20 protein-coding genes are annotated in these 22,873 nt (G+C 32.9%); 5 read left to right on the forward strand and 15 right to left on the reverse strand.

Annotation, left to right across the window (positions count from 1 at the left end; genetic code table 11):
• Nucleotides 1-4: 4 nt before the first annotated feature.
• From LQ615_RS04670 to LQ615_RS04705, 8 genes are all read right to left on the reverse strand, one after another.
• Nucleotides 5-709 carry a FadR/GntR family transcriptional regulator gene (locus LQ615_RS04670; protein ID WP_070045029.1) on the reverse strand — a complete coding sequence of 235 codons (705 nt, stop codon included), beginning with the start codon at nt 707-709 and terminating at the stop codon, nt 5-7.
• Nucleotides 710-2,635: a TRAP transporter permease gene (locus LQ615_RS04675; protein WP_016998960.1), complete on the reverse strand. Its 1,926-nt coding sequence runs from the start codon at nt 2,633-2,635 to the stop codon at nt 710-712.
• Nucleotides 2,625-3,653: a TAXI family TRAP transporter solute-binding subunit gene (locus LQ615_RS04680; protein WP_016998959.1), complete on the reverse strand. Its 1,029-nt coding sequence runs from the start codon at nt 3,651-3,653 to the stop codon at nt 2,625-2,627. Before LQ615_RS04680 ends, LQ615_RS04675 begins: the two co-directional genes overlap by 11 nt.
• A gap of 814 nt (nt 3,654-4,467) precedes the next feature.
• On the reverse strand, nt 4,468-5,490 hold the full coding sequence (lplA, locus tag LQ615_RS04685; RefSeq protein WP_103268971.1) for a lipoate--protein ligase: 1,023 nt from the start codon (nt 5,488-5,490) through the stop codon (nt 4,468-4,470).
• A gap of 10 nt (nt 5,491-5,500) precedes the next feature.
• Nucleotides 5,501-6,391 carry an SIR2 family NAD-dependent protein deacylase gene (locus tag LQ615_RS04690; protein ID WP_103268972.1) on the reverse strand — a complete coding sequence of 297 codons (891 nt, stop codon included), beginning with the start codon at nt 6,389-6,391 and terminating at the stop codon, nt 5,501-5,503.
• Nucleotides 6,384-7,169, reverse strand: coding sequence for a protein-ADP-ribose hydrolase (locus LQ615_RS04695; RefSeq protein WP_239703736.1), 786 nt, complete (start codon nt 7,167-7,169; stop codon nt 6,384-6,386). Before LQ615_RS04695 ends, LQ615_RS04690 begins: the two co-directional genes overlap by 8 nt.
• A complete protein-coding gene (locus tag LQ615_RS04700; protein WP_103268974.1) occupies nt 7,170-7,502 on the reverse strand; it encodes a glycine cleavage system H family protein in 333 nt (110 codons plus the stop codon).
• 18 nt (nt 7,503-7,520) lie between these two features.
• Complete coding sequence (locus tag LQ615_RS04705; protein ID WP_218688778.1) at nt 7,521-8,525, reverse strand: LLM class flavin-dependent oxidoreductase; 1,005 nt, start codon at nt 8,523-8,525, stop codon at nt 7,521-7,523.
• 265 nt (nt 8,526-8,790) lie between these two features.
• Here LQ615_RS04705 and LQ615_RS04710 point away from each other — a divergent pair, with 265 nt between their 5' ends.
• The gene (locus LQ615_RS04710) at nt 8,791-9,981 is read left to right on the forward strand and encodes an NADH-dependent flavin oxidoreductase (RefSeq protein ID WP_016998954.1); all 1,191 of its coding nucleotides are present in this window, start codon (nt 8,791-8,793) and stop codon (nt 9,979-9,981) included.
• Nucleotides 9,982-10,064: 83 nt separating this feature from the next.
• Here the strand turns inward: LQ615_RS04710 and LQ615_RS04715 are convergent, their stop codons facing one another.
• On the reverse strand, nt 10,065-11,039 hold the full coding sequence (locus tag LQ615_RS04715) for a ketoacyl-ACP synthase III (protein ID WP_016998953.1): 975 nt from the start codon (nt 11,037-11,039) through the stop codon (nt 10,065-10,067).
• Between the two features lie 262 nt (nt 11,040-11,301).
• Here LQ615_RS04715 and LQ615_RS04720 point away from each other — a divergent pair, with 262 nt between their 5' ends.
• Together LQ615_RS04720 and LQ615_RS04725 are read left to right on the forward strand one after the other, a co-directional pair.
• Nucleotides 11,302-12,456, forward strand: coding sequence for a hypothetical protein (locus LQ615_RS04720; protein ID WP_016998952.1), 1,155 nt, complete (start codon nt 11,302-11,304; stop codon nt 12,454-12,456).
• 1 nt (nt 12,457) lies between these two features.
• Nucleotides 12,458-13,690, forward strand: coding sequence for an MFS transporter (locus LQ615_RS04725; protein WP_064211386.1), 1,233 nt, complete (start codon nt 12,458-12,460; stop codon nt 13,688-13,690).
• Nucleotides 13,691-13,842: 152 nt separating this feature from the next.
• Here the strand turns inward: LQ615_RS04725 and LQ615_RS04730 are convergent, their stop codons facing one another.
• Entirely contained in the window at nt 13,843-14,592 is a 750-nt protein-coding gene (locus tag LQ615_RS04730) for a glycerophosphoryl diester phosphodiesterase (protein WP_016998950.1), read from the reverse strand.
• Between the two features lie 279 nt (nt 14,593-14,871).
• Here LQ615_RS04730 and LQ615_RS04735 point away from each other — a divergent pair, with 279 nt between their 5' ends.
• Complete coding sequence (locus LQ615_RS04735) at nt 14,872-16,623, forward strand: purple acid phosphatase family protein (RefSeq protein WP_228064687.1); 1,752 nt, start codon at nt 14,872-14,874, stop codon at nt 16,621-16,623.
• Between the two features lie 88 nt (nt 16,624-16,711).
• Nucleotides 16,712-17,362: a hypothetical protein gene (locus LQ615_RS04740; RefSeq protein WP_070045024.1), complete on the forward strand. Its 651-nt coding sequence runs from the start codon at nt 16,712-16,714 to the stop codon at nt 17,360-17,362.
• An 84-nt stretch (nt 17,363-17,446) separates the two neighbouring features.
• On the opposite strand, the gene lacG is transcribed toward LQ615_RS04740, so the two are convergent.
• Genes lacG through LQ615_RS04765 form a run of 5 tightly spaced genes read right to left on the reverse strand, consistent with a single transcriptional unit; the run spans nt 17,447 to nt 22,861 of the window.
• Nucleotides 17,447-18,850: a 6-phospho-beta-galactosidase gene (lacG, locus tag LQ615_RS04745; RefSeq protein ID WP_064211389.1), complete on the reverse strand. Its 1,404-nt coding sequence runs from the start codon at nt 18,848-18,850 to the stop codon at nt 17,447-17,449.
• An 18-nt stretch (nt 18,851-18,868) separates the two neighbouring features.
• Nucleotides 18,869-20,602, reverse strand: a complete 1,734-nt coding sequence (locus LQ615_RS04750) for a lactose-specific PTS transporter subunit EIIC (protein WP_082894590.1) — start codon at nt 20,600-20,602, stop codon at nt 18,869-18,871.
• A 2-nt stretch (nt 20,603-20,604) separates the two neighbouring features.
• Complete coding sequence (locus LQ615_RS04755; protein WP_016998946.1) at nt 20,605-20,919, reverse strand: PTS lactose/cellobiose transporter subunit IIA; 315 nt, start codon at nt 20,917-20,919, stop codon at nt 20,605-20,607.
• A 24-nt stretch (nt 20,920-20,943) separates the two neighbouring features.
• Complete coding sequence (lacD, locus tag LQ615_RS04760) at nt 20,944-21,924, reverse strand: tagatose-bisphosphate aldolase (protein WP_016998945.1); 981 nt, start codon at nt 21,922-21,924, stop codon at nt 20,944-20,946.
• A gap of 4 nt (nt 21,925-21,928) precedes the next feature.
• Entirely contained in the window at nt 21,929-22,861 is a 933-nt protein-coding gene (locus LQ615_RS04765; protein WP_070045022.1) for a tagatose-6-phosphate kinase, read from the reverse strand.
• Nucleotides 22,862-22,873: the final 12 nt, after the last annotated feature.

Raw genomic sequence — 22,873 nt, forward strand, 5'->3', positions numbered from 1 at the left:
TTTATCACCTACACCTTTTATCTCCCAATTTTTTGCGCATTGTAACTAAATGTTCTTTCATAGCTTTTTTTGCATTGTATTCGTCTTGATTTTTTATGGCCTGATATATCATTTCATGTTCATGAATTACACTCTCTCTTTTTTCAAGCATACCTATATTTAACTTTAATGAATATGATAAAGCATTTACATGAATATCCTGTAAATTTTCAAATGTTTTGATTATATATTGATTCTTAGTACTTTGAACAATACATTTATGGAAATTATAATCAGGCTCTATGCCTAAAGCATATTCATCTTGATGTGTTTCTATATATTCATGAAAAGCATCTTCTATTAATTGCATATCTTCTTCAGTTCTTCTAAGTGCACAAATACCTGCTGCTTCAACTTCTATAATTGTTCTCATTTCTAAAATATCAAGCAAATCTTTCTCTGAGAATCTACCATAAGCATGCTGCCTAAACGTATCAGAAACGTCATGATTAATAACAAAGCTACCTTTACCTTGAAATGATTCAATATATCCGGCTGAAGCTAGTTTACTCAGTGCTTCTCTTATAGGATATCTACTCACTTCAAATTCTTTAGCTAATACTGACTCTGAAGGTAATTTATCACCAACTTTATAGTTGTCATTTTTAATTCTTTCTACTAATTTATTAAAGATGACTTCTGATAAACGTTTTGAGCTAGCATTTTTCATTTATGTTACGCCTACTTTCCTGAATTTAATATAGTGAACACTCATCAATAATATAACTCCAATAATCCCTACAATACTTGTTATAATTTCAGGGAATATTAACATTACTGCAAATACAATAAATAAAATTCTTTCTAATATATTCAACTTCGTAAATAAATAATTTCCCATACCAGTAACTAACGCATAAATACCTACTAATGAAATTAAAATTGTCACTATTAATTGGCCATAATTCAAACCGCCTGTAGTTGCATCATTTAGTAACAACTCTGGGTGATATACAAGTAAAAATGGAATTATAAATCCTGGTAACGCTAATCTTAATGCAGTCCAAGATGTTTTTACAGGGTCTGCTTTTGCAATACCAGCTCCAGTATAAGCAGCAAGTGCTACAGGTGGTGTTACGTTTGACATCGCTCCAAAATAAAATACAAAGAAGTGTGCTGCTAGAGGTTCTACACCTGCTTGTACTAATGACGGGGCTACTGTAACAGCCACGACAATATAAAGAGCTGTTGAAGGTAAACCAAAACTCAAGACTATACAAGTTACCATTACCATAATTAATATAACTATTAAATGACCGCCTGCTATATCAATAACATTGTAAGCCAGCATAGAGCCAACACCAGTCATTCCAACTGTTGCAATCACTATTCCTACAGAAGCACAAGCTAAAGCAACTTGAATAGAACCTTTGGCTCCGTCTATTAGAGCCTCTAAGAAACTTTTTGGCGTTACCCGATTTGTCTTATCTGTTGTACAGTAAGAAGCGATAATCGAAGAAATTATTCCGGCGAATCCTGCAAATATAGCTGTCTTACCGATTAACAGAGCTACAATAACTACAATAATAGGTAATAATAATGCGCCTCTTTCTTTTAATACTTTACGTACTAAAGGGATATTTTCTTTACTAACTCCTTTTAAACCTTTCTTTTTAGCTTCTGTATCAATTGCCCATATTAAAGCAATATAATAGAATACAGCAGGGATAATACCAGCTAATACAATCGTTGTATAAGGAACACCTAAAAATCCGGCCATTATAAATGCAGCTGCTCCCATAATTGGTGGCATAATCATACCTCCAGTTGAAGCGGCAGCTTCAACTCCACCAGCGAATCGAGGAGTAAGGCCTATATTTTTCATTAATGGAATTGTAAACGATCCAGTTGTTGCCACGTTGGCAACGGCACTACCGTTTAATGATCCAGTTAAGGCACTAGATATAACCGCAACCTGTGCAGGTCCTCCACGGCGTTGACCTGCAATAGCTAAAGCCAAATCATTAAATAACTTGCTTGCGCCACTTACACCCAAAAATGCTCCAAATAAGATGAACAACATAATATATGTAGCAGCAATGGATAAAGTACTACCAAATATACCTTCAGTTGTCATATAAAATCGATATAAAAGTCGATTTAAACTAAAGCCAGAATGTGCAAAATCAATAGGAAAATAATTACCATACAAAGCATAAATTATTGCAAATATACTTAATAAAGGAATAAAAATACCTATTGTTCTTCTTGTTATTTCGAATAATACGATAATAGCTATAACTGCAAAAATATAATCTGTTGTATTTGCATGTGATGCTCGGTCAACATGTAACGTATTATAATTTAGAATGATATATCCAATTCCAAGTAACGCTAAAATTATAAATCCAATATCTATAATAGAAGGATGATGTTTATCAATACCTCTTTTATTCAACGGATATAATAAAAAACCTAATAACACTATCAATAATAAAAATATTGAATTTTGATGAAATGTTTGCAGATTTAAGAAACTTGAAGCTGCTAACACAAATAAAGATAAAATTATAGCCAAACCATTTAGGATGTATTTACTACCACCTTTTAATTCTCTAACAGAATCTACGATTTCTTTTTCTGGTTTATTTTTCATCTTGATGACCCCCTTTGCTTTCTTTTTCTTTAACTTCTTCAGGGATTAATCGATCATCAATTTTGAGACCTTTTTCTTTATAATAACGGTATGCACCTTCATGCAATGGAGTATTTAAACCATTTAGTGCAGTTTCCAACTTCATTTCTTTCGCAGAGTTATGTACATCAATCATAAAATCTCGATTTTCGTGCAACATTTTAGTTAAATTATAAACCATGTCTGCGTCCATTTCTTTAGTCGTAACTAAAATATTAGGTTGTGCAATTGTTTGAATATCCTTCTTTTGCTTAGGATATGTTCCTTTTTTTATTGTATAGCGATACCAAGTATCCACTTGACTGTTAATTTGTTCCATTTGCTTATCTGTCACTTCTAAAATAGTAGCATTTACCCCTGAAGCATACATATCAGTAATCGATGATACAGGTACACCTGCAGGTAACGAACCTCCATCAAGCCTGCCATCTCTCATAGAAGAAATCGTTTCTTCATATCCCAAATATTCAGGAGATATATCTTTTTTTGATTGGCCAATACCTTTCATCATCATTAAAGTTGATTGTTCAGTACCACTGGCTCTAGGACCTACTGAGAAAGAACTTCCTTTAATATCAGCAATTGTGCCAGTTTCCACTTCGCTATTTTTTAATACAAAATGTTCAACATTAGGCCAAATCATGCTCATTGAACGTAAGGAATCATACTTTTCTCCTTTATAAATTCCTGTTCCTTGAGATGCTTGAGTAGAAATCAAACCTTGTAAAATTGAAAAGTCAGCTTCATTCTTTTTCATTAAATCAATATTTTCTACAGAACCTGCAGAAGATTGACCATTAAATTTAGTATTTTGACTTCGATAATGCTTAGTCCATAACTGTCCCATGCCAACACCTATAGGATAATAGGTACCCCCTGTTGACGCTGTCGCAATGTTATATGTTTTCTTTTTCTCAAAATTACAACCTGCCAATATAACAACTAAACATACTAGTAAACTGATCAAGCGAAACTTCATACTATATCCCCCCTAATTATAAATAAAGCGCTTTCACTTGTATTACAAGTTTATATTTCAGAGTTACATTTTTCAACATATTTCTGAATATTTTTTCAATTAATTGTATAAATAGGTGGTGTTAACCCCTTTATTATATGAATTGAATTATAAATTTCTCTTTTTATTTTCTTTTAAATATTTGCATTAAACAACCATCTCAACGCTCTCGCTGCCTATTTGTACAACAATAGGAAAATAAATACAGTTAGGAATTATTTTTATTCAATTAGGGAAAATATGACAAATTTTCAATTTTTACCTTTATAATGAAGTTAATTCAAAAGTAAAGGAGGTACTTGAAATGGGTATCGCTGAAGTAGTAGGTGGAATTGTAGACCTAGTAAAAACTATCATTGAAAAATTCGCTTAATAACTAGTTTTTCTTTTAACATTATATAAAAGAGGAGATCATTAGTTGGGTTTATGATCTTCTCTTTTTTTATTATCAACTTTAAATTAATTGTATAAATTCTGCTTTAACTATTTTTATGCCTATTTGTACAACAATAGGGAAATAATTACAGTTAGGCATGTTTTTTGCTCAATTAGGGAAAAATGACAAATTTTCAATTTTTACGTTTATACTAAAGTTAATTCAAAAAGAAAAGGAGGTCCTTCAAATGGGTATCGCTGAAATCGTAGGTGGAATTGTAGATATTATTAAAACTATCATTAACAAATTCGCTTAATAACTAGCTTTTCTTTTAACATTATAAAAAAGAGGAAATCATCAGTTGGGTTGATGATTTCCTCTTTTTCTTTCTTATTTATTTTAACTTAAAATTAATTGAGTAAGCTCTGCTGACGTAATATTACCAAAGTAATATTTTAAGTTTATTTCATCTAACGCTTTAATAAGTTCTGCTTTGACTACTTTTGTGCCTATTAATGCTTCTTCTACTTCTGTAATATCTCCTTGTCCAAAGAAATCTCCGTAAATTCGACATTTGGCAATTCGATTTTGTTCTATGGATAATGTTATGTCGACTGTGCCACAATTGAATCGGTCACTGCGATTATATTCATATTTAGGTGAACGTCCGTAGTTCCAATCCCAGTTTTTATATTTTTTCGCTGCAAGTTCATCAATTGCATCCCAATCTTCTGCGCTTAATTCATATCGTTTCGCTTCTTTAATATCATCAATACCCATAATCTGTTCGACCATTAAATTTTTAAATTCGTCTATCGTAACATTTTGATATTTTTCATCTAAGTAATCACGAATATTGCCAACGCGAGCACGTACGGATTTTATACCTTTAGATTCAATTTTTTTACGATTTGGTTTAAGTACATTTACCATTGGCTCATAATCGACATCTAATAATAAAGAATAGCCGCCATATATACGATTGTTAATAAGCGTCATAGCTGCTCCTGATACTTTTTTATCATGAATTGCTAAATCATTACGCCCGCTTTGAATCACTTCTGTAGCTCCTAAATTATGTAGGGCATCGATTGCTGGCTCGTAAAACCTCTGAAAATCTCCATAAATAGAAGTATCTTTTTCAAGAATACAGCACATATTTACAGCACCACGATCAACATATACTGCGCCTCCCCCTGTATCTCGGCGGACAACTTGTATATCATGTTCGTCTACATAATCTTGATTAATTTCTATAGCTGTATTTTGGAAACGGCCAATCTCGACTTTCGGATCACAGTAATATGGAAACAAAATATCATCATCCAAGAAAATATTCTGACTTACATAAACTTGCATTGCTAAGGCTATTGCGCCGTCTGCAATATATTCTCCATTACGAATAGGTTCAATTAAATACATATCATCACTCCTAATTTTGTAAGATTTGTTGTGCATCTGTTATTAAAGTAGAAATGTCTTCTGTTAAATGTATCGTTCTATCTTCTATATTTTTAGGAATGCGATACGCTTTTTTGTTTAAAGTCATATAAACTGCATTTTCGTTATGACGTGTCATACGTTGGAAAGGATGTTTCACAAATTGAGGTGTTGTGTAACCAATGCCAATTTCTATATAAAGAACTTTGTCATCTTGATGTTTTTCTAAAAATGCATTATACCGATCTAACTGTGCATGAAAGTCAGCATCTTCTACCATACCTACTTGTGCTTTACGTTTATTTATTTCCATAGGTGCATCACATTTCGGACAATGTGGAATGAGGTCCCAAGGGATTTTCATATCTTCTTGTTGTTCTACCATTTGTCTAATTGCATCATCATCTCGATACGTTTGAGCATGACAGTGTTGACTACATTGCCATAAAATATATTTACCTTGGATGTGGAACACTTTACCCATATCATATTCAGCTATATCAAAAGCATTATCCGCATTAGTTGTTATAATATGGTGTTCTTTACCTTTAAGCATTTCTTTTAATGCAATATATGACTTACCTACAGGTTGATCTATATAATTTAATTTTACAAATCGACTTTCAAAAGCCCAATATTCTTGCCAACTTTCAAAAGGATGTAAACTCGCTTGTAACATATCAAAAAATCCATACTTTTCGATAAAGTCTGGAAAGTTCTTTGTAAAACGATCGCCAATATACGTGAAGCCATCAGAAGCTGACATACCAGCACCAATACCAACTACGACCGCATCCGCTTCTTTAAAAGCTTGAGCAATTACTTCAGCTTGGGTATTGTCGGTTTGGTTCAATGTTAATGCATCCCATGTTTCTTTATTCATGTTGACTGAGTGCCTCCTTGTATAATTGGAAATCTTTATCTTTAAAAACATTAAAAATAACTTTTATAGGTGAATTTGTTTCGTTTAAATAATTTAACGTTGTTTCTATTGCAATTTTTGCCGCCTCTTCTTGTGGAAATCCAAATACACCAGTTGAAATACAGCAGAATGCTAAATGCTTCAATCCATTTTCATCAGCCAGTTTTAAACAACTTCGATATGATTTCGCAAGCAAGTCTTTATTCATTTGTGAGACAGGTTTTCTTTGAACTTGTGGTCCTACTGTATGAATCACATATTGGGACGGTAAATTATATGATGACGTAATTTTAGCTTTACCTACGCCTTCTTTTTTACCTTGTTTTTTAATAATTTCATCGCATGCTAAACGAAGCTGTACGCCAGCTTTTGTATGAATAATATTATCAATACAATTATGGTTAGCCTGCATACAACCTAAGAACTTACTATTAGCAGCATTCACAATACCATCTACTGCTAATGTAGTGATATCACCTTGCCATAAATAAATATTTCGGTTTAATTCTGGCTCCAAATCTTCAATATATGTTACATGCTTTTGGTTAATTTCTGATAAATAAGCATCTTGTACTTGGATAAAAGCATCGTCTATTGGTTTAGGGGGACGAACATTTTGGAGTCCGCGATACAGCTCCCACTTACTTCGTCCCTCATCAACAATAGGGTTGTCTCCATGTGCTTCATTCCATAAATAAGCTGTGAGATAAGCGAGTCTCTCATCTTGTGTTTGTTTCATTTATGCCTCAGGTAATGCGTTAAATGCAGTTTCGTCTACATTTTCTAATTTAACTAACCAATTTTCTTCAGGTTTTTCAGAGTTTAAAATTGTTGGCTCATCTTCAGCTTTTTTATTACGTTCCACGATTGTACCTGCTAATGGAGATTGTACATCTAACACTGTTTTAGATGCTTCAATACTTACAATTTCATCATCTACATTTATGTCGTCTGGTCCCATAAATTCTACATAACCTACAGTTCCAATATCATCTTGTAACTCCGGTGTCATTCTAAAAACATATTGATTATTTACTTTTTCTACCCATAAGTAATTCGCTAATTTTTTCATTAAAAATCTTCCTTTCATTTATAAATATATTTCTGATAATAACTCTAAAGTTCTACATCTCTGTTTAATTCCTGGATGTAATGGTACTAATAAGACTTCATTTGCTTGGAAATCTTCGACAAGTCGATCTACTTTAAGTTTAACTTGTTCTTTCGTCCCTACAATAACACGTGCACGATGTTGTTCAATCAAACGTCGATCTCGTTCACTTAATTTATATGATTTAGCAGTTTCAATAGATGGAAATCGACTGAATTCAGCAAACTGTTTTTTGCCTAGTAACCATACATCTAATGATTGTAACAAGTCTTCAGCTTCTTGTTCAGTATCTGTAACAATAACAAATGTTGTTATCATAACAGTGGGGCTCATATTTAATGATGTGCGATTAAAAGCTTTGCGATAAGTATCGACACTTTCTTTTGCACTATCAATTTGAGCTTGATTAGGTAATAAAAACGTACCTAACGTCAAGCCTATTCCTTGCTCAGCTGCAATCTGAGCTGATTCAGCACTTGTACAAAGTAGCCACATATCCGAATGATGAGATAAATGAGGTTGAGCAATTAATCCTTTATAGCGCTGACTTTCATCTTGATTCGTAATATAATGACGTATATCTTTGATGCTTTGCTCATAATCTAGGAGGTCTGTTTTACCTTCATTCAAAGCACGTTTAACAATCGCAGTTCCTAAATTGCTACCAATGCCTAAATCCGTTCTATTTGGAAACAAACCTTCTAACAATCTAAAGTTCTCTGCTATTTTATACGGGCTATAATGTGGTAACATAACTCCACCAGAGCCTAATTTAATTCGCTTTGTTTCTGATAATAAATGCATCATCATTAATTCAGGACTACTGCAGGCAAACGCTGGCACATCGTGATGCTCTGTTAACCAAAATCTCTTAAAGTTAAGCTTGTCTGCTAACTTAGCCAGTTTCACAGTATCTTGCAAAGCTTCTTCAGCGCTTTTCCCTTCATCTATCACAGCGTAATCCAATACACTTAATTCAACCAAACCATCATCTCCAAGATTACTTACATCACTGCTAAAATCATGTTCGACTATATTATGCATGATGATGTATGAAATATCACATTTATTGCTTAATCCCTTTTTGTCCAATATATATTATAACTTTTTTATCAGTATTTTGTTAACCATTTATGCAATTATTAAATTTCCAGCATATAAATATTCATTTAGCTATTTGTTTATTGATTATTAAATTTTTCAATGTTAATTTGAAAGTAATGAAAAGCGCGAAAGAGGATGTTATAACATGAATAAATACTCACCTTTATTAGAATCACTTCAATTGCCTAATGGCGTTGTATTATCAAACCGTTTTGTACTTTCACCGATGACAACAAATTCATCTACTAAAGAAGGTCATATTACAGAAGAAGATTTAAATTACGCCAAAAGACGTGCAGATTCAGCACCTTTGCAAGTAACTGGCGCAGCATACATAGAACCTTACGGACAATTATTTGAATATGGATTTAATATTTCTGACGATGCTTGTATACCGGGGTTAACTAAAGTTGCTAAAGCAATGAAAGGTTCAGGCAATAAAGCTATTTTACAACTTGCACACGCAGGTCGTTTTTCTAATCATGCTATTTTAAAATATGGACAAGTTTATGGCCCAAGCCCAATGTCATTAAATTCACCTATTAAACATGAAGTACTAGAAATGTCAGTTTCTAAAATAAATGAAGTAATACAACAATATGCTGACGCAACTTCGCGTGCTATTCAAGCAGGATTTGATGGTGTCGAAATATCTATAGCACAACGTTTACTTATACAGACATTCTTTTCTACATTCTCAAATGAACGAACAGATCAATATGGAAGAAACACATTAGAAAACAGAGCAAGATTCGGATTGGAAGTCATGGAAGCTGTCCAAAAAGTAATCGATAAAGAAGCACCTGATGATTTTATTTTCGGTTATAGAGCGACTCCTGAAGAAACACGAGGAGATAAACTTGGTTATACAATCGATGAATTTAACCAACATTTAGACTGGGTATTAGAAGTTGCAAACATTCATTATTTAGCTATCGCTAGTTGGGGGCGTCATATTTACCAAAATACAACGCGCACACCTGGTAAATATTTTGGCAAAAGAGTAAATCAAGTCGTATATGAACATTTAAATGGAAGAATACCACTTATCGTTAGTGGAGGTATCAATTCTCCAGAAACAGCTTTAGATGCACTCCAAAATGCAGATATGGTCGGAATGTCTTCACCTTTCGTTACAGAACCTGATTTTGTTCATAAATTAAAAGAAGGCAGGCTCGAAGAAATTAATTTAAATGTAACATCAGAAGAACTTGTATCATTAGCAATTCCAAAAGCAGCTTTTAAAGACATCGTACGCATGATGGATTATGGGGAAGGTCTAGAAAAGAAAGCACGAGACGAATTACGAAAATTAGAAAAGAATTATGATGACTAAATTTCCTTAACAAAAGCTCCTAACCCGTTAAATAAAGTTTAACGAATTAGGAGCTTTTTTGAAAAATAGAGTTTCTTGCCCTCTTATATTCCCCATTTTATTAATGAACTTGAATATGTCAAACCACCGCCAAAGCCAAATAACAGTATTGTTTCGCCTTTTTTAATATCTCCTCTGTCTACTGCATCATCTATAGCAAGTGGTATCGTAGCTGAAGATGTATTGCCGTAATAAACTAGACTATGTAGCGTTTGTTCAAATGGATATTCACTTCTCTTACAGATGTTCTGTATCATTTTCAAGTTTGCACTGTGTGGTACAAACCAATCTACATCTTTCAATTCTACATTTGCTTTTTCAGCTACTTTTTCTATTTCTCTTGGTACCATTTTAATTGCCCATTTATACACTTCTTTACCATTTTGATTTACAAAACCGATTTGTTCTAAATCTTTTCCGAACATCGTTTTACTTACATCTGTACAGTATAAACTTTCAGCTAATTTTCCTTCTGAGCCACTTGTGGAGGTGATAAAACTTGATTCTTCATCATTTTCTATTAAAAATGCACCCGCGCCATCACCAAATAAAACACACGTATTACGGTCAGAATAATCAGTGATTTTAGATAAAACTTCACCTGCAACGACAATAATTTTATTGTACATACCTGATGATATATATGCATTTGCCATATTAATACCATATACAAATCCTGCGCACGCTGCATTAACATCTATTGCAGCAGCATTTTCAAGACCTAGTCTACCTTGTACATATGAAGCTACACTTGGCGTTCTATAGTCCGGTGTTAAAGTTGAGACAATTATTAAATCCACATCGCTAATGTCTTTATTATATTTCTTTTCTAAATTTTTAATAGCTTCATAACATAAATCAGATGTAAATTCGTCATCTGCTGCTATACGTCGTTCTTTAATACCTGTACGTGAAATAATCCAATCGTCACTTGTTTCAACTAGTTGTTCCATATCTTCGTTTGTTAATACTTTTGATGGCTTATATGAGCCAACAGCTGTAATTTTTGCATGAGTCATCTTTTCCCCACCTCATCTTGATAGAATTCTTATTTTCTTTTTAAAATAATACTTTTGTTATTCATTAAATGATGTGAACTACTTTTTTTATTATCGTACTATAAACAACTATACTCCTAGATTTTAAATTAATAAATGGTCATATTATATATTTTTTGTGTATAAAGTATGTTATTTGGTTTTTTCTTTTGCTCTGAATATGATTAAATCAGGATAATACGGGAATTAATAAATGGTCATATAAGTTTAAGGAGGTCACCTTATGAAGGCTATAACAGTTGGATTGATTCCTTCTCCAGATATGCCAAATAAATTAATTGATAAAGTAATCAATCAACTAGAGGAAACTTTCAAATCTAATATAGATTCAAACGTGGATTGGCACTTTGAACAGGAAGTAGCTCCTATGATTGGCACATCTGAGCATATGGATGAAACACTCGATTTAATAAAAGATAAAAAAGATCAAAACAATTGGGATTATGTTATTTGTGTCACTGATTTACCGAGTATTTCTGGTAAAAAAGCAGTCGTATGTGATATAAACACAGACACACATTCAGCATTTCTTTCTTTACCAGCTCTTGGTGTAATTAATTTAAAGAAGAAATTGAAAAGCTTTCTAGCTTTTGTGCTTAATTACATGTATCGCAAAGAAGACGATGTTGATTTATTAAAAAATAAAGGATTTAAATTTGCCAAAATATCTAAAGTAACACCTAATGAGGACAATTCAACCCAAACTGTACGAATTATAATAGAATCTGCTGCTATAGGTTGGATTCATATTATTGCTGGGATGACTTATGCTAATGAACCATGGTCAGCAATAGGTGATTTCAAAAAGATTATATCTGTTTCATTTGCGACAGGTACGTATGTGTCTATTTTTTCAACGCCTTGGGATTTAAGTATTTCATATGATTATTGGCGTTTTATTTTATTAACGCTTTTATCTTTAATAGGGATGACTGCATGGTTAATTTATTCTTATAAGCTTTGGGAGCATCCTTCTACAAAAACACAAAGGATTTATCGAAATGCTTATAATTTAACAACATTTATGACGGTAAGCTCGATTACTATATTTCACTACCTTTTACTTTTTGTGTTACTCGGAATAAGTGCGTTACTTTTCGTGCCACCTGAGTTATTTACATCATGGACTTCTTTAAATAGCATACACCCAACTTTCATAGACTATGTTAATTTAATTTGGTTCATTACTTCACTAGGCTTTTTAGCAGGAGCTTTAGGTTCAACAGTTGAGAATGCTGAAAAAATTCGTCGCGTAACGTATTCTTACAGACAATACTATCGTTACGAATACATTTCTCAAAGTCAAAGTGAAGATGATAAAGAAAATGAAGAACAATATGAAGGTGAAAAACAATCGCATAGAAAGGAGGAGAAATAAGATGACTAAAAATAAAATAGTCGTAGGTATAGTTGCAGCCCCTGGCCTCCCTGAAAATTTAGCTTATCAACTTGAAAATGAACTACCTGAAACTTTATCTAAATATATAAATTCAGATGTTGAATGGAAAATTAGTTTAACAATCGATCCTTTAACGGGTTCAGCAGAATCTGTTGAACGAATCTATGAAAAAACAAATGACTACAATCATTCTAATGAATGGGCTTATACGATATGTATAACCGATTTACCAGTCTTTCAAGAAAAATATGTTGTAGCTGTCGATATTAATAAAGACACTGGTACAAGTCTTATTTCTCTCCCTTCATACGGTTGGAGACCAATGAAAAAAAGAGCGAAACATACTATCGTTGGCATTATTAAAGAAGTAAATGAGTACAAACATAAAAATAAAAATAAAGAATCAGAAACAAGCCATGAATTGATGAATAGCCAATTTCCTTTATCATCTCTTAAACGTACATCACACTATATAGAAAATACTAAATCAGAACACGTTCAATATTTAGTATCCAATAAAACATTTGGGGCATTTAGATTAATAAGTGGTATGACTTTTGCGAACAACCCGCTCAATATGATGTCTAGTTTAAGTAGTGTTGTGGCAATAGCTTTTACAACTGGAGCATTCGGTATCGTTTTTACAACAATGTGGAATTTAAGTTATGTTTATACAGAGTGGCGATTATTTTGTATGACGATTGTTGCAGTTTTAGGTATGATGATTTGGACAATTGTAGCACATCGTTTGTGGGAGCCTATTAAACAAAGTGAAGATCGTCGCATTACGAGATTGTATAATTTTACAACGGTTTCTACTTTAGCAATTTCATTGATTATTTATTATGTGACGTTATTGATTTTATTCTTAGTAGCCGCCCTTGTGATTTTACCGCCTGATTATCTCGGTCAAACATTGAAGATGGGCAGATCAGCAGACTTCATAACTTTCTTTAACCTTGCATGGTTCGCAGCATCAATTTCTACTGTTGCCGGAGCAATTGGCGCAGGCTTAAATAATGAAGAATTAATACTCGAAAGTACTTATGGCTATAGACAAAAAATGCGTTACAAACGCATCAAAGAATTACGAGAAGAAAAAGAACAACAAGAAGCTGAAATCGAAGAAGAAGACAAAGCAGAGCAACAAGAAAAAAAACAAGACAATAAAGATCAAACAGTCTATAACACGGATAAAAATCAAGAGAAATAAGACTACCCGTATCAGTACGGTCAGACAACCCTTAGACTCCCTCCATGTAAATTCGTCTATAAATATTAAAATTGTCTCACGTGAAACAGAAATATAAAAAAAAGCCTTAGCTTAAAACCTAATTACATTAGTAGGTTTATAGCTAAGGCTTTTTATGAATTTGATAAATGAATTAATTTATCAGCGTTATCTGTGAAGATACCATCTATTCCCCAATTTGCGAGTTGATTCGCACGGGATGCTTTATTAACAGTCCAAACGTTAATTTCATATCCTGCTTCTTTAATCACACTTATTTTAGATTGCGTTAACTGAGATGAATCTTGAACATTAACAGTTTTAGAATGACAATAATCTAAAATTGTTCTCCAGTCTTCTCTGAAAGATGTTGTCCAGAATAAACAAGCTCGTTTATATTCCGGCATTATTTCATGCGATAACTTGATTAATACAAAATTAAAACTTGAAATAAGAACTTCAAGATTAGAGTTTAACTGAGCTAACTTTTCTTTAACTTGTTTAACCATACTATTGGAAAGTGCAGTTCCATTTGGTCCAGTTACACCTTTTAATTCTACATTCAAATTCATATTATATTCATTTGCTATTTCAATCACATCGTCAAATGTTGGCAAAACTTCATCTTTGAATTTCGAACTATACCAAGATCCGGCAGATGCAGTTTTAATGTCACTATAATTATATTGAGTTATTTCCCCGGTCATATTTGTCGTACGATCTAAATAATCATCATGAATAATAATTAATTGTTCATCTTTCGTAATGGCTACATCAAGTTCCAACCATTTTACATCCTCAATTTCGGATGCTGCTTTGAAAGATGCAATCGTATTTTCTGGAGCTTTACTAGGCAGCCCTCTATGTCCATAAACGGTAAGCATATCTTCACTCCTTAACTATATTGAAGGTTTTATTAATCTACTACCCTCTTTTTTTGTATTTTAGATATAAAGAACGTCCAACACAAGAAATATGAGTCTCTTGTAAAGGTCATTCTATTAGTTGATTAGCGGTTTAAAGCAAGTTAAGTATTTTAACAACATCTTAATATTAATTTAACATCCCATTGCTATAATTCGAAGTAATTATACATAGGAGGTTCTTAAAAGATGAAAAGTGGAAGTTTGTTAAAGTTTGTCACAGCAAGTACAGCAAGTGTTATGTTACTCTTACCTGGTTCACAATATGCAGATGCAAGTGGAGCGGGAAAAGCACCTGAGCAAAACAGTTCCCAAGCCCAAAGTAATCAATCTATCAAGATTATGCAAGAAAAACCTCAAGTAGCGCCCGTGCCTACAAATAACAACCCAAATCGTATAATCGCTAATTTTAATGGTGATACAAGAACACAAATGGGTTTTAGTTGGTACACGACAAATAAGTTTAATGATGCAAAAGTATGGATATCAGAAACGGGAGATTTTAGTGACGCGCAAGTAGTTAATTCAAAGCCTAAAAAAGTAAATTCTAAATATGTCGAACGAGATAAAAACGGGAATTTCATTTTTGCTGATGTAGAGAAAGACGATGAAGGCGAAATTATTAAAGATAGTAATGGTAAAGAAAAAATTAATGGCTATTATACTGATGAGAATGCTAGCGGTGCGGAATGGACTAGCGGTGATAAACACGGTAAGTCTGAATTAACTACCGTTCCAGAGTATACATATAAAGCTAAAGCTCAAAATTTAAAGCCGAATACAAAATACTATTATAAAGTTGGTAGTGCGAGTGGTCCACAAAGTGAAGTTGGTCAATTCAAAACATCTGGTAACAGTGGTGATGAATTTAAATTCGTACAGTATACTGATACACAAAATGCTTACTGGAATGAACATGTAAGAAACGAAGCTCAATTCGGTGCTGATACAATTCAACAAGCAATTCAAACAGCAGGAGATCCAAATTTTGCATTACACACAGGTGATTTTGTTGAAACTGCTGAAGTTGAAGATGAATGGGTAGATTTATACGAGCGCTCAAGACCTTCATTTTTATCTGTTCCAGTCGCTTCTGCTCCAGGAAACCACGATGAATATGCTTTAAGTGAAGACGATGACAAATTATTAGGTCAATTTAACAAACACATGAACGTGCCAAAAGAAAATAATGCAGTAAATGGTGGTTCTTATTACTCATTTGATTACAACGGTGCACACATGGTTGTAGCAAATACAAATGACAACAAAAAATCTAAAGATAATCCTGATGAAAAAGCAATCGGCAAAGAACAAATGGATTGGATTAAAAAAGATATTAAGCAAGCAAAACAAAACGGTGCAAAATGGATTATTTTAAACCTGCATAAACCAATGTATTCAAAATCTTATCATGCACTATCCGATGAAGATGTTAATAAAATTAGAAATGAACTGACAAAAGAGATTGATGAATTAGATGTGGATTTAGTGTTACAAGGTCACGATCATGTTTTATCACGAACTAAACCATTGGAGCATACTTCTACTAAAAATAGCTTTGTAAACGCAAAACCTGAAGATGCACCACAAGTTTTAGGAAAAGACCATGTAGAATATTATGATAATCCAAATGGTTCAGTCTATGTGTTGCCAAACACAGGTGGTACAAAAGCTTATGATGCTATTTATGATCGTTCATTAGAACACATCAAAAAAGTACGTCCTGAATTAGGAGATTTAACACAACAACAATTAGATCATTACAACAGCTTGTTCGCACTTGGCAATCAACCACATAAATCTAAAGCTTTTGATACTAGTCATGAAAATAATCGCGATTCATCCGAGCAAAACTTCTCAGTTTACGAAGTATCAGGAAACAAACTTAAAGTGAAAATTTATCAACTATACGGAGATATTAGCAAAGGAGAACAACGTGAAGTAAAATTAGTCGACGAATTTGGTATTTTGAAAAATAAGCAAAATAAATAGTTATGAATGAATTGGGAGTGGGACAGAAATCTTATTTTGATAAAAAGATTTCGTAATCCCACCCCCTTATACATAAAGGAGTTTATTTATGAAAGCAATATTCAAATACATTTTTCTTACAGTTAGCATCGTCGTTTTTACCGTCGGTTGTAGTAGCCAAAGCCAATCTCAACAACACGTTAAATCAGCACATACAACTAAAGCCCAAAAAACAGATATTAATTCATCAGATAAGAAAAAAATTAAAAAATCTATCATGAAATCATTAGATAAATATGCTCAAGAACAATCTTTAGCAATCTCTAATCGTTATTTGAGCTTCGGTGATTATGCTACTGGTGATGCATATACACTTACAGATGATGGTGAAATTCAAGTTAGTGATAAAGGCAAACCAGGCAAAAAAGCATTTGATATACACAATGTTGTTGGGGCTGTCTCATATCATTCAAGTAATGGCACAACTGGGTTTGATAAAGCAGCAGAAAATTTATCTAATATTGAAGGCTATCAAAATGTAGCAAATATGAATAAGCCTATTACAAAATATTTGTTTGCTGATAATGGTAAAGTTTATGCACACACATTTAATTCAGAAGATGACATTACTCTTTCAACAGGGTTCGCAGCAAAAGATCATAATGACAAAGATCCAAACTTAAAACCTAACTTCATTTTCAAAGAAGTAAAAAATGAGACCTTAACAGAAGGTTGGAAAAAAATTCTAAATAATAAATGATATTAAAAGGAATTTTTACACTTTATCACTCATATAAAAAGCTTATCTTTTGGTCGTAACCAATAAGATAAGCTTTTTACTGTTTTATTCAATTGTTTTTGTTTCTGATAGCTTCTTATACCAATATGCGCTTTTCTTTGGATATCTTTCTTGTGTATCAAAGTCTACGTAGAATAATCCATATCTTTTTTCATAACCGTTTGACCAAGAGAACACATCCATTAATGACCAGATAAAATACCCTTTAACATTTGCACCATCTGCTATAGCGTCTGATATTACTTCTAAATGTTTCTTAACATAATCAATACGAGCATCATCATAAACTGTATTATCTTCAAATTTATCTTTATACCCTAGACCATTTTCAGTAATATAAATTTTCTTATAGTTTGGGTAATCTGCTTTCACTCTCATAATTTGATCATAAAGTCCTTTAGGGTATATCATCCAATCCCAATCCGTGCGTGGTACATCTACATCAAACTCACGTTGCCCTATACCTTTAAGTTGATATTTAGATCCACCTTTATTGCCTTTCGAATTATGTGTAATTTCAGATTCACCGTCAAATGCTTTCATCCAATCACTCATATAATAATTGATACCTAAGAAGTCATTTAAGTCTTTTGAATCATTTAATATTTTTAAATCTTCATCGCGAATATCAAGTTTTCCTCCATTGACTTCAAGTATGTGCTGAACACCTTGCATTGTTTTGTCTGAGTACTCGCCCAAGTATGTTGCATCTAAAATAAATTTATTATGGATAATATCTTCAAGTTCCGCTGCTCTCACATCTTCAGGGTTACTTGGATCATATGGATATTTAGTAGGAAGTGCATGAACAATACCAATTTCTCCTTTATACCCTTTTTCTTTAAATATTTTAATTGCTCTTGCGTGCGCTATCATCATATTGTGATGAGATTGAAATACTTTTTCGAAATCATATTTAATACCTGGAGGGAATTTACCTACTAAGTATTGACCATCTCCTATAGGTCCAATTTCATTAAATGTAGTCCAATAATTCACTTCTTCAAATTCATTAAAGCAAAAATCTGCATATTCAACGAAATAATCAATATTTTGACGGTTTAAAAAGTCTCCGTCAGAATGTAACGTTTCAGGTGTATCAAAGTGATGAAGCGTTACAAATGGTTCTACATTTCTTTTTTGACATTCTTTAAATAAATTATGATAATATTCAACACCTTTAGAATTCACTTCACCGTATCCATCTGGAAAAATTCTTGACCATGCTATCGAAATTCTAATTCCATTAACTCCAAATTTTTCACTAAGCTCTAAATCTACTGGATAACGATTATAAAAATCACTTGCTGGCTCTGCCGTATACCAATAATTCTCTTCTAAATAAGTGTCCCAAGCTACTCTTCCTTTTCCATCTGTTTGAGTTGCTCCTTCAGCTTGATATGCTGCAGTTGCGCCACCAAAAATAAAATCCTCAGGTAATTTTTTCATATATATCTCTATTCCCTTCTAATTATTGAATTGATTTTTTACAAACTCTAATGCGCCTTTACCATCACGCGTTAATTTAATGTATTCTGCACCTTCTGTTTTTGCTAATTTAAGACCTAATCTATCAACGTCCTGTTTAATATCTTCGTAGTTTGAAGCTACTTGTGGTGCAAGAACGATTAAATCATAGTCTTTCATAATGTCCATATGAGCACCATAACTTCCAGCTGCTGCCGTAACGTGTGCTCCAAATTCTTTAGCTGCTTTGTTTAAAGCGTTAGCAAGTAATCCACTCGTACCGCCACCTGCGCATAATACTAATACGTTTTTGGCTTCATCGTTGCTTAAGTCATTATTACTTTGTTCTTCATCATATTCTTGAGTTTCATTATTATTAGAACTACTTATAATACTATCAGCTTTACTTGTATCAAAATTTTCCTTAACTTTATCTTGTAGATTCTCAGATTGATTGAGTCCAGAAATTTCTTCTTCAACAATTTGTCTATCGTACACTCTAAGGAATGGGTAATAAATAATAATATCTACTATCACTAAAGTAATCGCTAAAATAAAGGACCATACTCCTAATCCTGTTCCCATCACAATTCCGAGAGGCGCTGGCGTTGTCCATGGAAGGTTAACACTAAAACTATGCATACCAACTAAATCAACAAATATTTTAAAAATCCATACGTTTGCTATTGGCGCTAATATGAATGGTATGAAGAACACAGGATTCAACACTAATGGTGCACCAAAGAGAATAGGCTCATTCACTCCAAAGAATGTAGGTACTACAGATGCTCTTCCAATCGCTTTATTACGCTTAGATTTAGCTAGCCACATAAACATGAATGGCACGACTAAAGTAGCACCTGTTCCACCCATAGTTGCAATAAACATTTGTGTTCCAGAAGTTATGATTTTGTCTGCATGAGCACCGGAACTTAATAATTGATAGTTCGTTTCAATATTAGCATAAGTTATAGCAGCTATTGCCGGTTCCACTATTGAAGGACCATGAATTCCAACGAACCAAAATAATGCAAAAGCTCCAAATATAATAGTAATACCGATATAGCCGTCTGCTGCCGTAAATAATGGTGCGAAGAACTTGATGATAGCGTGAGCAACATTTGATCCTAATGCTGCTCTACTTAGTAAATCAAAACCATATAACACTAAAATAACTAAAGCGAATGGGATAATATCTTTAAATACTTGTGAAATATTTGGTGGAACTTCTTCGGGCATTTTTATCGTGACGTTTTTCTTAACACAAATGTTATATATTATAACTGTAACGAATGCAGATAAAAATGCTGTTAATAAACCTTTAGTACCTAGAAACTCACTCGCAAATCCGCCCTCTTTTATCGAATCAGAAGCTAAAAATAAAAAGCCACAAATCGATGCTAACATAGTAGATATAAAGTTAATTTGCTTTGTATTTTCTAATCTTCGGTTATACGAATCGGTTAAAGATTTAGCAGTAGTACCCGCAACTAACAATGCTACAATACCCATCGTGTATTGATAAGGCTTCATAAGTGCCGCTTCAATACTCTTGCTCCATGTAAAACCAAATACGTTTGGTACATAAGCTATTAATAAGAAAATACTTGAAAATAAAATTACAGGCATTGCTGAAATAAAACCATCACGGATAGCTCTTAAATAAATATTTCGAGAAATTTTTTCAAAAAGTGGCTTAGCTTTTTCAATTTGTGCGATAAGTGCTTCCATAATTATCAGCTCCCTCTTTTATATAGTTCAACGATATGCTTCATCATATCTTTCAGAAGCAGAGTAGTCATAAGGTGGTCTTGACCATGCATCATCGTTACACTATATGCAATGTCTTCGCCAGATGCTTCTTTAGCTAGCAAATCAGTTTGTGCATTATGAGCACTTACAATACATTGATTAGCTCCTTCTATTAATTGTTCTGCTTCATTGAAATCCCCTTGTTGTGCAGCGTTTAATGCTTCTAGTAATTTTGATCTAGCGTCTCCTGCATAAGCGACTATTTCAAAACCTAACATTGTTGTTTCTTCACGATTCATGGTTAACACTCCTTTAATTCGTTCTTATAATTTCTCCTTAACTGAAACAGCTGTTTGTTTAATCACATTATTCAATGCATTAATATTATTAAAGCCTTCTGTTTGCAACCATTTTCTAGCCGCTTCTTCCCCTTTTTCTATGTAAATAGGTACGACTCCTGCCCAAGTTGCTCGTCCACAAAGTACACCATTGAATTTAGCACCTGATGCATGTGCAAATTTCAATGTTTCTTGGAATAATTTTGCAGATACACCTGCACTTAAGTAAATGTATGGAAGATGTGTGGCATCCTCTTGCTCTCTGAAATATTGCATAGCTTCTTCTTTCGTATATACAATTTCACTTTCTCCAAATCCTTCAACGTAATTCATGTTTACAGGAACTTCTACTTTTAATACATCCACATTAAATCTCTCTTCTGAGAATACTTTCATAGCGCCATTAACCTTTCTAGGTTTAACTTTAGCGAATTCAACACTTCCATTATCAGGAATATTATCGTCATAAGTTAATACTTCTAAGAAAAATGGAATATTTTCAGCTACACACTCAGAACCAATCCTTTCTATATATGCCTTTTTCTTAATATTGATACTTTCAGAATCATCAATGTCATAATATAGAAGGAATTTAACAGCATCTGCACCTTGCTCTTTAATCCTTTTAACTGACCAATCTTCTAAACAATCTGGCAATCGCCCTTTAGTGTTCACATCATAGCCTGTTTTTTCATAAGCTAATAATAATCCTGATTCACTATTACGTACTTTAGAAGCTGGTAAACCATATTCTGGATCTAGCAATATTGAAGAAGCATATTCTGTTAAAGCTTCAGAAACTAATGTCTTTAAATTTTCTATTTGCTCTAAAGTTGGTTCTGTATCTTGATACTTAGCCATCATACGTTTTAAAGCGCCTCGTTGATCGAACGCTAAAGCTGATATGATACCTTTCTCATCGCTTAAACGCCTTAATTGTTCAAATTTATGATCTATTTTATTCATTTGTTCACACCTCAATAATTTTGATTTTGTTATAAAGGTCATCGTAGTTCTTTAAATTGATATAACCCGTAACTGTTTCTTGTGCGTTTAACATACCTAGAGTATTTGCCTTTTTAAGTATTTCTTCATTCGTTGCTTTATTAATTAAAGCAGACGCAAAACCAGCTATCATTGAATCGCCTGAACCAACAGGATTCACAACTTGGATTTTAGGTATGTCCACTTTGTAATATTTATCTTTATGTTTAGCGAATACACCATTTGAACCTAAAGACACAACAACCCATTCGATATTTTTAAATATTGGATTCGATACTGCTTGTTTCAATGAATCAATATTTTCATTTATTTGTTCTCCAAGTAATTCAGCGATTTCATCGATATTCGGTTTAATCAACAATGGTTTATATTGACCTCTCAATACTTCTGTAAGCGCTTTATTAGAACAGTCTAAAATTGATGGAACCGAGTGTTTATCACAGGCCTTTATTAAACTTGAATAAAAATTTGGTTCCACACCTTTAGGTAAACTTCCGGATATCACAGCAATGTCAGATTTACTCACGAGTTCTTCAAAATGTTCATTAAAGCTTTCTATTTCTTCAGTACTAATAGTAGGTCCACCTTCAAGTATTTCTGTTTGGTTTCCTTCGTGTAATATAGCGATACAATTTCTTGTATTGCCTTGAATTTCAAAAAAGTGATTTGCTATATTATGATCATTCAAAGATTGTTCAAGAAATTCTCCGAGTTTACCACCTTTTAAACCAGAAGCCACAACTTGTTCATTTAACTGGTTTAAAACTCTCGTTACATTTAAACCTTTTCCACCAGCGGTTTTATTCAATTTATTTGTTCTATTAACATGATTGATTGATAAATTATCCAATTGATATGATATGTCTACTGAAGGATTCATCGTAATCGTTAAAATCATAATAATATCCCT

It is taken from the genome of Mammaliicoccus sp. C-M13, from assembly GCF_022386845.1.
In the GTDB taxonomy this organism is placed as follows: Bacteria; Bacillota; Bacilli; order Staphylococcales; family Staphylococcaceae; genus Mammaliicoccus; species Mammaliicoccus lentus.

Excerpts from the sequence above, each read along its gene's own strand:
- LQ615_RS04670 (WP_070045029.1), bottom strand. The coding sequence starts at position 709 with ATGAAAAATGCTAGCTCAAAACGTTTATCAGAAGTCATCTTTAATAAA.
- LQ615_RS04765 (WP_070045022.1), bottom strand. The coding sequence starts at position 22,861 with ATGATTTTAACGATTACGATGAATCCTTCAGTAGACATATCATATCAA.
- LQ615_RS04730 (WP_016998950.1), bottom strand. The coding sequence starts at position 14,592 with ATGCTTACCGTTTATGGACATAGAGGGCTGCCTAGTAAAGCTCCAGAA.
- LQ615_RS04695 (WP_239703736.1), bottom strand. The coding sequence starts at position 7,169 with ATGAAACAAACACAAGATGAGAGACTCGCTTATCTCACAGCTTATTTA.
- LQ615_RS04700 (WP_103268974.1), bottom strand. The coding sequence starts at position 7,502 with ATGAAAAAATTAGCGAATTACTTATGGGTAGAAAAAGTAAATAATCAA.
- LQ615_RS04725 (WP_064211386.1), top strand. The coding sequence starts at position 12,458 with ATGACTAAAAATAAAATAGTCGTAGGTATAGTTGCAGCCCCTGGCCTC.
- LQ615_RS04755 (WP_016998946.1), bottom strand. The coding sequence starts at position 20,919 with ATGAATCGTGAAGAAACAACAATGTTAGGTTTTGAAATAGTCGCTTAT.
- LQ615_RS04710 (WP_016998954.1), top strand. The coding sequence starts at position 8,791 with ATGAATAAATACTCACCTTTATTAGAATCACTTCAATTGCCTAATGGC.
- LQ615_RS04675 (WP_016998960.1), bottom strand. The coding sequence starts at position 2,635 with ATGAAAAATAAACCAGAAAAAGAAATCGTAGATTCTGTTAGAGAATTA.
- LQ615_RS04715 (WP_016998953.1), bottom strand. The coding sequence starts at position 11,039 with ATGACTCATGCAAAAATTACAGCTGTTGGCTCATATAAGCCATCAAAA.
- lacD (WP_016998945.1), bottom strand. The coding sequence starts at position 21,924 with ATGAATAAAATAGATCATAAATTTGAACAATTAAGGCGTTTAAGCGAT.
- lacG (WP_064211389.1), bottom strand. The coding sequence starts at position 18,850 with ATGAAAAAATTACCTGAGGATTTTATTTTTGGTGGCGCAACTGCAGCA.
- LQ615_RS04680 (WP_016998959.1), bottom strand. The coding sequence starts at position 3,653 with ATGAAGTTTCGCTTGATCAGTTTACTAGTATGTTTAGTTGTTATATTG.
- LQ615_RS04740 (WP_070045024.1), top strand. The coding sequence starts at position 16,712 with ATGAAAGCAATATTCAAATACATTTTTCTTACAGTTAGCATCGTCGTT.
- LQ615_RS04735 (WP_228064687.1), top strand. The coding sequence starts at position 14,872 with ATGTTACTCTTACCTGGTTCACAATATGCAGATGCAAGTGGAGCGGGA.
- lplA (WP_103268971.1), bottom strand. The coding sequence starts at position 5,490 with ATGTATTTAATTGAACCTATTCGTAATGGAGAATATATTGCAGACGGC.
- LQ615_RS04690 (WP_103268972.1), bottom strand. The coding sequence starts at position 6,391 with ATGAATAAAGAAACATGGGATGCATTAACATTGAACCAAACCGACAAT.
- LQ615_RS04720 (WP_016998952.1), top strand. The coding sequence starts at position 11,302 with ATGAAGGCTATAACAGTTGGATTGATTCCTTCTCCAGATATGCCAAAT.